Raw genomic sequence first — 11,540 nt, 5'->3', positions numbered from 1 at the left:
CCGTGCCGTCCGGCACGGTTGACGCATGGCCGAGAACGACACCCACCGGACCAGCCGCCGTGCTGTTCTACGGGCCGCCGGAACGGCCGGGGCCGCCGCGCTGGCCGCGGCCTGCTCCGGCCCTGCCGGGACCCGCGGCGCCGCAGGGCAGCCGTCGGCCTCGGCCCCCCGGCCGCCGAAAGCCAGCGGTACCCCCACCCCTGCCTGTGTGCTCAGTACCGAGGCGGGCGCGGGTCCGTACTACGTGGACCTGGACCGGGTGCGGTCGGACATCACCGAAGGCCTGGGCGGCGTGCCGTTCCGGCTGGACCTGACGGTGGTCCGGGTGTCGGCCGGCTGCCGGCCGCTCCCGGCCGCCACCGTGGACGTGTGGCACGCCGATGCCTCGGGCGCCTACTCCACCGGCAAGGCCACCTTCCTGCGCGGCACTCAGGTCACCGACGACGCCGGCCGATGCGTGTTCCGGACGATCGTGCCCGGCTGGTACGCGGGGCTGGCACCGCACATCCACTTCAAGGTCCACCCCGACGCACGGACCGAGACGACCTCCCAGTTCTTCTTCCCCGAGGACCTCCTGCTGAAGGTGTACGCGCGCCAGCCCTACGCCCGCCGCCGCGCACCGGAGCACCCCAACCAGCGGGACAGCCGATACAGGGCAGCCGGCGCCACCATGACGCTGGCCGCCTCGCCCGACGGCGACGGCTACCGTGCCGCGTACACCGTGGGAATCGCCTGAGCCGGCCGCCCGGCACCCGCCGCCCTTCACAGGCGTAACCGGTCTGCGGTCCGGGGCGCGCCCTTGCCCGTCAGGCGGGCGAGGTGCCGAACGGGTTGTCGATGACGTAGCGCCACAGACCGTCCGGGCCGCGCCGGGCGACGTCCGTGGCGGTTCCGGCCAGCCGGACGGCCGCGCCGTCGGGGCCGGTGCCCTCGATGCGCCAGTCGACGACGAGCAGCGCGAGGTCCCCCGCGGTGTACGCATGGCGGGGGCTGACGTCGATCGGCAGCCCCAGCGCGAGGAACTCGGCCGTGGCGGAGGCCAGCGCGGTGCCCGTCAGCGGGGTTCCGGGCCGTGGGACGAAGACGGCGTCCGGTTCGTACACCTGGGCCACAGCCGCCGGGTCACCGGTGTTGAAGGCCGCGGCGAATACGGCCGGATGTTGCCGGGGATCGGTGGTCAGGACGACAGTGGGCGCATGATCGCGTTCGAAGCTCATGACCACAGCAAAGCCGGGGCCGGAATGGGTCACCAAACGGAAAGCCACGCCGTCCGATGGGACGCCGAGCTGGTCCCGGACGCCGGCGGCCGGACCCGGCGACCGGAGCCGGACTGCCCGGTGGAGCTGGCGCTCGCGGCGGTGTCCGGCCGCTGGACCACGCTCGTGCTGCGGGAACTGATGGGCGGGCCGCTGTCGTTCGGGGAGCTATCGGCCCGGCTGCCCGACATCAGCCCGAAGGTGCTCACCGAGCGGCTGCGGACGCTGGAGGGGCGGGGCCTCGCCGTCCGGGAGAGGCTGGCGGGCTTCCCCGTACGCACGCGCTACGGCCTGACGACGGCGGGCGCGGCCCTGCGGCCCCTGCTGGTCGAGCTGTACCGGACCGGGGTGGAGCTGGCGGAGGCAGGAGGGGCGGAGGCAGGAGCCGCGGAGATGGGGCAGGGATCAGGGAAGGTCGGCGGTCCAGTAGCCTGAACGCGTTCAACCGAAGTCTTGCGGCCATGACGCCATGAGGGATGCCCGGGGGATGCCATGAGGGGGGACGCTGTGAGAGCCATCGCGACGAGCGGCAGAAGCACCACGCCCGGCGGAGCTGCTTGCCCCGGCGCTCGCGGTGGCACCCGTGACGGGGCCCGCGACTGGGTTCACCCGTGGCAGTTCGGGCTCGCCGTGTGCGCCCTGCTCGCCCCCGTGCCGCCGGCGTTCGTGTTCGCCACCTACACGGAGGGCGTCGGCCACGCCGTGCTCTTCGCCGTCACGGCCGCACTGGTGGCGCGGCCGCTGTTCCTGCACCACCGCCGCGCGGCGTTCGTACGGGCCTCGGCGATCGGCGGGCTCGTACTCATGATGTGGTCGTACGCAGGATCCCTGGGCGGGCTGGGCGTCTTCTTCCTCTCGGTGCCCCTGATGTGGCTGGCCGCCTTCGCGGACCCGCGCCGCAGGCCGGTGCCCGCGGCCGTCATGACCGGGTCCGGTGCCCTCCTGATGGTGGCGATGGCGACCGTGCCGGGCTTCTGGTGGCGCGTCTGACCCGGACGGGGCACGGGCCCGTTCCGCACGTGGTGTGACGTGGCGTGGCGTCGCATCACCTGCGGTCGTCCGGCGGATCTCCTCGCTAGAGTCGGGCGCATCACCCCGGCCCCTCGCCGCCGGCGGTCTGGTCACCGCCGTCACTTCACCGGCGACGCCCGGCAGACCCGGGGGTGAGCAGGAGGATGGTGGCATGCCCACGGCGGACACCGAGGTGGAAGTACTGATCGTCGGCGGCGGGCCGGTCGGGCTCACCGCCCGCGCGCTGCTCGAACGCTGGGGCGTGCGGACCCTGCTGGTCGAGAAGCATCCCGAGCTGTCGCCTTTCCCCCGGTCCCGGCTGGTCAACACGCGCTCGATGGAGATCTTCCGCCAGCTGGGCATCGCTGCCGAGATCACGGGCAATGCCTTCCCACGGGAGTTCGGCCGCATCCGTTTCCGCGACACGCTGCACGACAGTGACTTCGCCACCGCGGCGATGGTCGGGGTGAACGCGCCGATCCCCGAGAGCCCCGTGATCGGCGTGGCGACCTCGCAGGACCGGTTGGAACCCACCCTGCTCGCCGCGGCGGACGCACCCGTGCGGTTCGGGGTCGAGCTCCTCGACCTGGCCGAGGGACCCGAGAGCGTCGTGGCCCGTCTCGTCGACCACCAGCACGGTGGGGGGATGCGCGTCCGTGCCCGCTACGTACTCGCCGCCGACGGGACGAACTCCACCGTCCGTGAGCGGCTGGGCATCGACACGACCGGCCCCGGCGCGATGGCGGCCGTCACCACCGTCGTGTTCGACGCCGACCTCAACACCTGGTGCGCCGACCAGCCGGCCGGGGTCTACTTCACCGCCCATGGATCGTTCCTCCCGCTCTACCCCGAAGGGGGCTGGGCCTGGCTCGCTCCCACGCCCGAGGACCCGGACCGCGCCGACTGGGCCGATCTCGTCTCGCGCGCCCTCGGCCCCGGCGCCGCCGTGCGGGCCGACGTGCTGCGGGTCCAGCACTGGGTGATGAACGCCTTCGTCGCCGAGCGCTTCGGGGACGGCCGGATCCTGCTGGCCGGGGATGCCGCGCACGCGCTCCCCATCATCGGCGGCCTGGGTATGAACACGGGCATCTCCGACGTGCACAATCTGTGCTGGAAACTGGCGGGAGTTCTCCGCGGGTGGGCCGGACCGGGCCTGTTGGACACCTACGCGACGGAACGACAGCCCGTCGCCCATCTGACCCTCCGCCAGGCAGTCGCCAACACCCACCTCATGTTCCAGGCACAAAGCCTGCGGCAACAGCAGCTACAGACCGGCGAAGCAGCACCAGCGCGCGTAGAACTTCCCTGGTCGGGACGGTACTTCGCCCAGCTCGGGCTCGTACTCGGCGTCACCTACCGCTCCGCTGCCGTCCTCACCGACGGCGCTCCCCCGCCCGAGCCGTCCGACGTGGGCACGGACTACGTCCCCACCGCGGAACCGGGCCACCGCATGCCTCACCTCTGGCTCGGACGCGACCGCTCGACGCTCGACGCCTTCGGCGAATGGTTCACCCTGCTCACCCCCGACCCCACCCGCTGGGAGCAGCGGACCTCCGCCCCATGGCCGCTGCGCGTCGAGACCCTTGCCGACGAGCACGCCGGACTCTGCGGCGTCTCCCCCGGGGGAGCACTGCTGATCCGACCCGACGGCCACGTCAGCGCCCGCTGGCGCGACCGTCCACCGGGCGACGCCCTCGTCCGCGCCCTCGCGACCGTCACCGGCTCCGCACCCCTCTGACAGCCCGGGCGACGTGGGCTGTGTCCGCCCTTGCGTGAAGACTCACGCAAGGGCGGACACAGCCACGTGCTCCGCTCGGATCAGCGGGGCGCTCGGGCAGAGCCCGTCAGCACTCACCGCCCCAGCGGTGGGACGAGCCCCGGTCGGCAGGGTTGGCGTTGGGGTACCAGCCCTCGTCCCCGAAGTGCAGGCAGGCGATCTGGCCGGAGTAGTTGTAGCCGTCGTAGATGCGGACATGGTCGCAACCCGCGCACGCCGTACCGTTGTTGCGCCACGACTGGTCGTCGTTGTCGATGTTCGCACCGTTGGACAGGTAGTTGTCCGACCAGTTGGGGTCGTTGCCGGACCACGAGGCGCTCGGGCCTTCGTAGTTGCTGTAGTACCACGCGCAGAAGTTCCCGCTCGCGCAGGCTCCCGTGCCCGCCGTGGCCGGGGCCGCGGTCATCAGCCCGAGGCCCAGTGTGGCGACCAGGGCGAAGAGTAAGCCGACGATCTTGGATCGCATGGGTGCTGCCCTTCTTGTTCGTGTGACGTGCTTCTGCTTCTGGTTCACCGCGCCCGGTGCCGGGTGCGGAGCTGGGGTGGGCGGTTCAGCGGGCGTCGTCGACCAGCTGCCGGGCGCGCGGCAGCGCTGCTGCGGCGAGCCGGTCACGGGTGCGGATCGCATCCCTGTGCGTCTGCTCGAGCTGTGTGCGGTACCGCTGTTCCACACGCGTGGCCGTGGTCACCAGACCGGTGGTACGGACGCATGCCGCCTCGGCTTCCGCGGCCGCGCGTTCGCGCGCCAGCTCGTTCTCGGTCGGGACGTCGCGCGCCGCGGCCGAGGCTTTGACCCGCAGTTCCTGCGGGTCCTTGACCGTCCAGTCGTGGCCGGCCATGCACGCGGACCAGTCCTTCACCGCCGCCGCGTAGGCCGGGTCCTCGAGGGCCCGGGACTGGTAGACGGTCTTGAGGTTCTCGACGGTCCGCGCGGCTTTGAACCAGGCCGGGTAGTCCCCGTACAGCCGCCGGCGCGCTTCGGCCAGGCACCCGCTGTCATTCGTGGCCAGCCGGAACCCACTGGGCAGTGTCACCGTGATCCGCTGCCGCTCGGTGCCCGTCAACGCCAGGGAGTAGGCGGCCCTCTGTGACGCGTCCAGCCCTTGGAAGTAGACCCGGTTCGGGTCCTTCTCGGCGCGGCTCAGCAGCTCCCGGTCCAGGTCCGTGCCGAAGCCGTGCGTGCGGGCGAACTCCGTGTCGTCGATCCCGTACGGAAAGTCCGGCTGGCGGGGCGGCTGTTCGGCGGGCGGGACGGCGGTGTACCGGAACCCCTTGCCCTTCATGCAGGGACCGATGAGCAGCGCCTCCGCGTGCTCCAGCGTTTCCCAGTGCGCGGCGGTCGGCTCCCCCGGTGGCCCATCGGCAGGGGTGCTGCCGGCAGCCGTGCAGCCGAGGCCGCCGATGGTGACCGCCGCTGTCGCCGCCGCAAGAGCGGCGGCCGGCAGGCACCTCGATCTCCAGCGCGCAGGCCGGTTTCCAGACATGCCATCCCCCACCGCCGCCCGCTTCGCCACCTGGTGTGGCGCAGAACGAAGCCTGCCCGGCCGTCCGGTGATGTTCGATCCCAAGAAGTGGGGGTTTCGCCGGGCGCCGCAACGCGGTAACAGACCCGCGTGACCCGATCGAACGCAGGCTTACCCAGCGGCGCCGAGTTGCGCCGGGCCCACAGGCGGATCGAGACGCTGTGCCGGGAACTGCCGGATCCGATGACCTTGTTCAGCCGTTTGAACGACATCATTCCCGCGGTCGTGGAAGCCGACGGGGTGTGCGGGCTGACGCTGGATCCGACCACGCTCCTGCACACCGGCGGCTTCCACGAAAGGGGCGTACCGCACAGCCATCTGCCCCGGCTCCTGGAGATCGAGTACGGGGAAGAGGACGTCAACCACTTCCCCGACCTGGTCAGGTCCGGCCGGCTCGCAGCCGGCCTCTGGCAGACCACGCGCCACAGCCCGCACCTCAGCACCCGATACCGCGACGTCTACCGTCCGACCGGAATGGGCGACGAGATGCGCGTGCTCCTGCGCAGTCGCCCCACGGTGTGGGGCGCCCTGGTGCTGCACCGCGGCGCCGACCGGGCTCCCTTCACCGACGAGGAGACCGCGGCCCTGTCCTCGCTCGCACCGGTCATCGCCCAGGGGCTGCGCCGCGCGTACCTGCGCCACGACGCCGCCACCGCCGGTGCCGCCGCCACCGCGGAACACCTCGCCGCTCCGGGCCTGCTGACCTTCGAGCCCGACGGCGGGATCGCCTCGGTCACCCCTGCCGGTCATCTGTGGCTCGACCAGCTGGGCGCCGCCCCGGCCCGGGCGGGCCGGCTTCCGCAGCCGGTCCTGCACCTGTCCAGCCGGGCCCGTACGTCGGGCGACGCGTGCGTGCACGTACGGGGCGCGGCCGGCCGGCGGATATCGCTCACCGCCACCCGCATGGACGCGGAAGGACGTGTCGCGGTCATCATCCAGGCGGGCCGGCCCGAGCAGACGATCGGGATCCTGATGGACGCGTACGACCTCACCGCACGCGAACAGGACGTCGCGCGGCTCGTCGTCTACGGCATGTCCCACACGGAGATCGCAGGGCGGCTCGGCATCTCCCCGCACACCGTCAGGGATCACCTCAAGAAGGTCTTCGACAAGACCGGGGTGAACAGCCGCGGCAGACTCCTGCGGCTCCTCTACTTCAGTCACTACCAGCCCGACGTCGAGACCGGTCGCGCCATGGGAACCCGCGGCCGGCTCGGCTGACGCGGGTACGGCCCGGCCCCCGCCGGTGTCGTACCGACGGGGGCCGGGCGGTGCGTCAGAGGGCGCTCTTCGTCGCGCTGTCGACGGAGCACTTCTTGTACTCGCTGCCGTCGCCCTTCCCGGTGTACGCCGTCTTGGCCTCGGCCTGTGCGGACGCACCCGCCTTGACGGTGAGTGCGCTCACCCTGGCCTGGGCGGAAGTCGCGGTCGAGGTGGCGTCCCCGCTGAACTTCATGGTGATGTTGTAGGTGTAGTCCACCGAACCGGTGTTGGTTACGGTGAGCCGGGCGACCAGGTTCTTGCCCGAGTCGTCCAGCTTGCAGCTGTCGATCCGGATGTCGCGCTCGGCCTTGTTCTTGCTGCTGGAACCGCCGGTGACGGAGGTACCGCCGGAGGTGCTGCTGCCTGAGGTGCTGCTGCCGCTGGTGCTGCTGCTGTCGCTGCCACCGCCGCTGGTGCCCCCGCTGGAGCTGCTGGAGCTCGAGCTGTGGCTGCTGCCTCCGCAGCTGGCGCCGTGGGAGCCACGGGCTCCGGTGAGTGCGACGATGGCGATGCCGAATACGGCGATCGCGCGGACATGGCGAAGCTTCACGTTCAACCCCGTTGAAATATCAGTGACCGAAAACAGCCCGTCTTGACGAGCACACGTCACCCTAACAGCGGACGCCGGGTGCCTTGCCCGAACCCACGCCGACGGCACGGCAGCGCTCCGTCTCTCAAAATGCCGGGTCCAGGGGCTTCGCGCATCATGAGTGCTGTGCATGACCCACACAGGGGCCCGGTCTGTCTCTCGATCGTGGTTCCCGTCTTCGACGAGGAGGAGGCCCTGCCTGTTCTGGCGGCGCGGCTCCGGCCCGTCCTGGACGGATGCGAGGAACCGTACGAGGTCCTCGCCGTCGATGACGGCTCGACCGACAAGACTCCCCATCTGCTGGAGGATCTGCGCAATGTCTGGCCCCAGCTCCGCATCGTGACGCTGCGGCGGAACAGCGGCCACCAGGCCGCCCTCACGGCCGGATTGCACCGCGCCCGCGGTGCCTATGTGATCAGCATGGACGCAGACCTCCAGGACCCGCCGGAAGTCATCCCGGACATGCTCGCCCTGGCCCGGGCGGACGGCCTGGACGTCGTCTACGGCATCCGTATGGACCGCTCCACCGACAGCGGCTTCAAACGCCGGACGGCCGCTGCCTACTACTGGCTCATGCGCCGCCTGGCCGGCTCCTACGTACCCGCTCAGGCCGGCGACTTCCGCCTGCTGTCCCGCCCGGTGGTGGAGACCCTCAAAACCCTGCCCGAGCAGCAGCAGATCTATCGCCTGCTCATTCCCTGGCTCGGTTTCCCCGGTGGCCAGATCACCTACCAGCGCGGAGAGCGGGTGGCGGGCACCACCAAATATCCCCTGCACAAGATGATCCTCCTGGCACTGGACAGCGTCACCAGCTTCTCGGCGGTCCCGCTGCGTCTGGCCACGGCGCTCGGCGCCTTCAGTCTCGTCGTCTGCCTCGCCTTCCTCACCTGGACCCTGGTCGTCCACGCCACGGGAAACACCCTCCCCGGCTGGACCTCCCTGATCATCACGGTCCTGTTCTTCGGCGCCGTCCAGCTCTTCTGCGTGGGCATGCTCGGCGAGTACGTGGCCCGCATCTACACGGCCGTCCAGGCCCGGCCCACCTACTTCGTCGCTCGTGACACGGACGAGGAACAGCGGTAGGCCGGTCAGACCAGCACTCCGGAGAAGAACATCGCCCCCAAGAGGGCGTACTGGACCGCGCAGCAGGCCAGCAACGGCACCTGAACCCATCGGGACATGCGCCGGACCAGAACGAGCCCGACGAACATCTGCGCATGGTTGCGGTACCACGACATCTCCGCGCCGGCGAAGAACGGCACCAGGAAGATGGCCGCCGTCAGGACCAGGGCAGCCCATTCCGCGACGTCGAGCCGGCGGTTGCGGACGAGCAGAACGGCAGCCGTGCCCAGTACGAGCAGAACGAAGGCGAGGTTCAGCCAGAGCTGCGTCTTGTGCGCGTCGAGACCGTGCTCCACCAGCCACGGCAGGTGCCCCTTGGGCGTGTACCAGTGCCTGAACGGGAAATCGTAGGCCTGCCCCATCGCTTCGAAGGGCTGGTGCAGGCCTCCTTGCCGGTAGCTGGATTCCTGGATGATCTCGTACGCGTCCCAGTGGCCGGTCGCCTGCCACATCAGCCATTTGGCCCAGAGCACGCCACAGGCGGCGAGGGCTGCCGACGCCCCGGCCTTCGCGATGCGGATCGGCCACGTGTCCGCTCGCCACGCGAAGAACGCGCTCAAGAGCAGCATGCCGACGGCGACGGCGCCGACGGGATGGCAGGAGGTCGCCACGAATCCGCCGGCCGCCGCGAGCCCCCAGGAGCCGCGCTGCACTCCGGCGATGGAGACGAGCAGTGCCAACGTTCCGGTGGCGATGGGGAACAGGGCATGGAGGTAGATGCCGCCCGGGAACACGGTACCGATGGCGAGGGTGAGGCCGGTGGCCCAGGTGAGCCGGGCGCCGAGCAGCCACCACAGCACCGCGAACATGCCGAGCAGGGACGCTTCGGTGATGACCAGGGCGGACATCTCATAGGAGAGCCCGGTGGCGGAAACCGCGCGGACGGACATGGGATACCCGGGAAACCAGGCAACGTTGCCGCACATGACATCGCGGAGGTTCGGGTAGCGGTCCCGGCACCAGAACATCTCGTAGCCGGTCTTGGCGATGGACAGGTAGTGCGCGGAGTCCCAGCGGCTGCGACCACCTGGGGACCAGTACGCAACTTCGGATCCATCGCCGGCGACGGATGCCTTCGCGACCATCCAGCTGACGAGGTTCGCGATCAGCCATGCGGCGACCGGCGGCAGCACGGCGTGGCGCCCATCGCGGCCCGCCGGCCGGGTCGGTTCCACCATCTCCAGCCCCGCGATCGTCTCGTCGGCGGTCCTGCCCCCGCTCGGAGGGAGATCCACGATCAGCCTGGCGAAGGCCTCGCGGAGGTGCATCCGAACGTACTCCCCCGGCCCGGGCCGGCTCCGTCGGATCACCGCGCTGAACGGGTGGAATCGAGTGGGCCGTCCGGATCCGGGTCGCGCGGAGCGGCGGCGGTGGCCGTGGTGCTACCGGCCCGCGGCCTCCTCCTCGAACGGGAAGCGGGCGAGTGGCGCCTCACCGTGGAAGAACGTCTTGGCGCGGACCATGGCGCGTTCGTCGTTCTTCACCTGGCCGGGCCGCGAGCCGTTGCCGAACAGCACCCCGCCGAATCGCATGTGCATGTACGCCGCCGTGTTGTTGAGGCCGGCCACCAGGCCGCCGGCGACCACCTCGTCGCGATCGGCCATGACCGTGACCCCCCACAGGGTCCGGCCCGCCATCCGCTGCTTGAAGTCCGAGCCGGGCACCGTCAGCCAGCCCGACCAGTAGTCGAGGTAGCGCTTGGTCTGCGCGGAGAGCGAGTACCAGTACAGGGGCGAGGCGATGACGATGTCGGTGGCGTCCAGGGTGGCCCGGCGCAGCAGTTCCTCGTTCCCGTCGACGGTCCGGGAAGGACTGTCGTGCCGGCCGTCCTCGAAATCGGGCAGCGGCAGCGCGGCCAGGTCCACCCAGCGCCGGGGCACTTCGGCGGGCAACTGTTCGGCGGCTGCCCGCGCGAGCATCTCGGTGTTGCCGTCCGCGCGGGAGCTGCCGAGGACGAAGAGGAACGAGCGGTCGGTGACACGGGGCGTCTCGGTCGGCATGCCTGCTCCGGTTCTCGGACCCCCGGGAGCGGGGGGTATGGATTCGATCTTCACCTCCAACAGCCGGGACCTGAACGGCTATTCCGGCGCCGCCGCCGTGTGGCCGGGCCCGAGCCGTGCCGACAGTCCCCGGCGCAGGCATGTGGTGAAGCGGGCCGCGATGGTCCCGTCGGGGTCGAGGCCGGGGTTGAAGATCGTGACGTCGAGGCCGACGGCCCGTTCGCCGGCCAGTGCCGTGCGCAGCACGCTCTCCAGCTCCGGCCAGGTCAGCCCACCGGGGATGCGGTAGTCGACGGCGGGCATGACCGCGTCGTCCAGGACGTCGACGTCGAGGTGGACCCAGTAGCCGGCGCTGTCGTCGTGCGTGAGGTGGGTGATCGCCTCGCGCACGGCACCGTCGGCGCCCGCCGCGCGCACGCCGTCGAGGTCGATCGCACGGAGCCCGGGCGGCAGCGGTTGCATCCCGGCGGCGTGGGACTCCGCGGCGTCACGGAATCCGAAGGCCACGACGTCCTCGTCGCGCACCAGGGGCCCGCGGCCTTCGAGGTCGGCGAGGAGCCGGGGGCCGCGGCCCGTGGCCAGGGCGAGTTCCATCGAGGCCGCCTCGCCGGTCGGCTCCGCCGAGGGCTGGTAGAAGTCGGTGTGGCCGTCGAGGAACAGCAGGCCGTAGCGGCCCCGGCGGCGCAGGGCGAGGAGGTTGCCGAGCAGCACGGTGCAGTCGCCGCCGAGGACGACGGGGAAGCGGTCGTCGTCGAGTACGGTCCCGACCGCGTCGGCCAGCCGGACGGAGTACCGGGCTATGCCCGCGGGGTTGAGGACCTGGGTGCCGGGGTCCCGCCGGGGATCGTACGGCGGTGCGTCGACCCGGCCGGCGTGCACGAGGCCGGGGTGGTCCGCCAGACCTGCGTGGAGCAGCGCCGCGGGCAGGTGCTGGACGCCGGACGGGCGTAGCCCGAGGACGGACGGTGCCTCGATGATCGCGATTTCGCGCACGGGACC

The 11,540-nt window shown here is 71.2% G+C and carries 13 protein-coding genes; 6 read left to right on the top strand and 7 right to left on the bottom strand.

Annotated elements, in window-relative coordinates:
* Positions 1 to 25: 25 nt before the first annotated feature.
* The gene (locus OG472_RS42280; protein WP_405834612.1) at positions 26 to 736 is read left to right on the top strand and encodes an intradiol ring-cleavage dioxygenase; all 711 of its coding nucleotides are present in this window, start codon (positions 26 to 28) and stop codon (positions 734 to 736) included.
* A 70-nt stretch (positions 737 to 806) separates the two neighbouring features.
* Here OG472_RS42280 and OG472_RS42275 read toward each other — a convergent pair whose 3' ends face one another.
* A complete protein-coding gene (locus OG472_RS42275; protein ID WP_401611544.1) occupies positions 807 to 1,217 on the bottom strand; it encodes a YybH family protein in 411 nt (136 codons plus the stop codon).
* Here OG472_RS42275 and OG472_RS42270 point away from each other — a divergent pair.
* From OG472_RS42270 to OG472_RS42260, 3 genes are all read left to right on the top strand, one after another.
* The gene (locus OG472_RS42270) at positions 1,197 to 1,691 is read left to right on the top strand and encodes a winged helix-turn-helix transcriptional regulator (protein WP_405834609.1); all 495 of its coding nucleotides are present in this window, start codon (positions 1,197 to 1,199) and stop codon (positions 1,689 to 1,691) included. The two genes, OG472_RS42275 and OG472_RS42270, sit on opposite strands and share 21 nt — an antisense overlap.
* A 72-nt stretch (positions 1,692 to 1,763) precedes the next feature.
* Positions 1,764 to 2,246, top strand: a complete 483-nt coding sequence (locus tag OG472_RS42265) for a hypothetical protein (protein ID WP_405943079.1) — start codon at positions 1,764 to 1,766, stop codon at positions 2,244 to 2,246.
* A gap of 193 nt (positions 2,247 to 2,439) precedes the next feature.
* Positions 2,440 to 4,005: an FAD-dependent monooxygenase gene (locus OG472_RS42260; protein WP_405943078.1), complete on the top strand. Its 1,566-nt coding sequence runs from the start codon at positions 2,440 to 2,442 to the stop codon at positions 4,003 to 4,005.
* 106 nt (positions 4,006 to 4,111) lie between these two features.
* Here OG472_RS42260 and OG472_RS42255 read toward each other — a convergent pair whose 3' ends face one another.
* The gene (locus OG472_RS42255) at positions 4,112 to 4,510 is read right to left on the bottom strand and encodes a peptidase inhibitor family I36 protein (protein WP_401611554.1); all 399 of its coding nucleotides are present in this window, start codon (positions 4,508 to 4,510) and stop codon (positions 4,112 to 4,114) included.
* An 85-nt stretch (positions 4,511 to 4,595) separates the two neighbouring features.
* Entirely contained in the window at positions 4,596 to 5,528 is a 933-nt protein-coding gene (locus OG472_RS42250; RefSeq protein ID WP_405943077.1) for a hypothetical protein, read from the bottom strand.
* A gap of 222 nt (positions 5,529 to 5,750) precedes the next feature.
* Between OG472_RS42250 and OG472_RS42245 the strand changes: the two genes are divergently transcribed.
* Entirely contained in the window at positions 5,751 to 6,788 is a 1,038-nt protein-coding gene (locus tag OG472_RS42245; RefSeq protein ID WP_405943076.1) for a helix-turn-helix transcriptional regulator, read from the top strand.
* Between the two features lie 55 nt (positions 6,789 to 6,843).
* Here the strand turns inward: OG472_RS42245 and OG472_RS42240 are convergent, their stop codons facing one another.
* Positions 6,844 to 7,380: a hypothetical protein gene (locus tag OG472_RS42240; RefSeq protein ID WP_401611561.1), complete on the bottom strand. Its 537-nt coding sequence runs from the start codon at positions 7,378 to 7,380 to the stop codon at positions 6,844 to 6,846.
* 156 nt (positions 7,381 to 7,536) lie between these two features.
* Here OG472_RS42240 and OG472_RS42235 point away from each other — a divergent pair, with 156 nt between their 5' ends.
* Positions 7,537 to 8,502, top strand: a complete 966-nt coding sequence (locus OG472_RS42235; RefSeq protein WP_401611564.1) for a glycosyltransferase family 2 protein — start codon at positions 7,537 to 7,539, stop codon at positions 8,500 to 8,502.
* 5 nt (positions 8,503 to 8,507) lie between these two features.
* Here the strand turns inward: OG472_RS42235 and OG472_RS42230 are convergent, their stop codons facing one another.
* The 3 genes from OG472_RS42230 to OG472_RS42220 form a co-directional block, all read right to left on the bottom strand.
* Positions 8,508 to 9,809, bottom strand: a complete 1,302-nt coding sequence (locus OG472_RS42230; protein WP_405943075.1) for a hypothetical protein — start codon at positions 9,807 to 9,809, stop codon at positions 8,508 to 8,510.
* A 114-nt stretch (positions 9,810 to 9,923) separates the two neighbouring features.
* Complete coding sequence (locus OG472_RS42225; protein WP_401611570.1) at positions 9,924 to 10,541, bottom strand: flavodoxin family protein; 618 nt, start codon at positions 10,539 to 10,541, stop codon at positions 9,924 to 9,926.
* 78 nt (positions 10,542 to 10,619) lie between these two features.
* Positions 10,620 to 11,534: an arginase family protein gene (locus OG472_RS42220; protein ID WP_405943074.1), complete on the bottom strand. Its 915-nt coding sequence runs from the start codon at positions 11,532 to 11,534 to the stop codon at positions 10,620 to 10,622.
* Positions 11,535 to 11,540: the final 6 nt, after the last annotated feature.

The organism is Streptomyces sp. NBC_00207 (genome assembly GCF_045160965.1).
Lineage (GTDB): Bacteria > Actinomycetota > Actinomycetes > Streptomycetales > Streptomycetaceae > Streptomyces.
The sequence above is the reverse complement of the archived record's forward strand: the minus strand, read 5'-3'. Positions and strand labels throughout refer to the sequence as shown.

Excerpts from the sequence above, each read along its gene's own strand:
- OG472_RS42275 (WP_401611544.1), bottom strand. The coding sequence starts at position 1,217 with ATGAGCTTCGAACGCGATCATGCGCCCACTGTCGTCCTGACCACCGAT.
- OG472_RS42255 (WP_401611554.1), bottom strand. The coding sequence starts at position 4,510 with ATGCGATCCAAGATCGTCGGCTTACTCTTCGCCCTGGTCGCCACACTG.
- OG472_RS42270 (WP_405834609.1), top strand. The coding sequence starts at position 1,197 with ATGATCGCGTTCGAAGCTCATGACCACAGCAAAGCCGGGGCCGGAATG.
- OG472_RS42245 (WP_405943076.1), top strand. The coding sequence starts at position 5,751 with ATGACCTTGTTCAGCCGTTTGAACGACATCATTCCCGCGGTCGTGGAA.
- OG472_RS42230 (WP_405943075.1), bottom strand. The coding sequence starts at position 9,809 with ATGCACCTCCGCGAGGCCTTCGCCAGGCTGATCGTGGATCTCCCTCCG.
- OG472_RS42260 (WP_405943078.1), top strand. The coding sequence starts at position 2,440 with ATGCCCACGGCGGACACCGAGGTGGAAGTACTGATCGTCGGCGGCGGG.
- OG472_RS42280 (WP_405834612.1), top strand. The coding sequence starts at position 26 with ATGGCCGAGAACGACACCCACCGGACCAGCCGCCGTGCTGTTCTACGG.
- OG472_RS42250 (WP_405943077.1), bottom strand. The coding sequence starts at position 5,528 with ATGTCTGGAAACCGGCCTGCGCGCTGGAGATCGAGGTGCCTGCCGGCC.
- OG472_RS42225 (WP_401611570.1), bottom strand. The coding sequence starts at position 10,541 with ATGCCGACCGAGACGCCCCGTGTCACCGACCGCTCGTTCCTCTTCGTC.
- OG472_RS42235 (WP_401611564.1), top strand. The coding sequence starts at position 7,537 with ATGAGTGCTGTGCATGACCCACACAGGGGCCCGGTCTGTCTCTCGATC.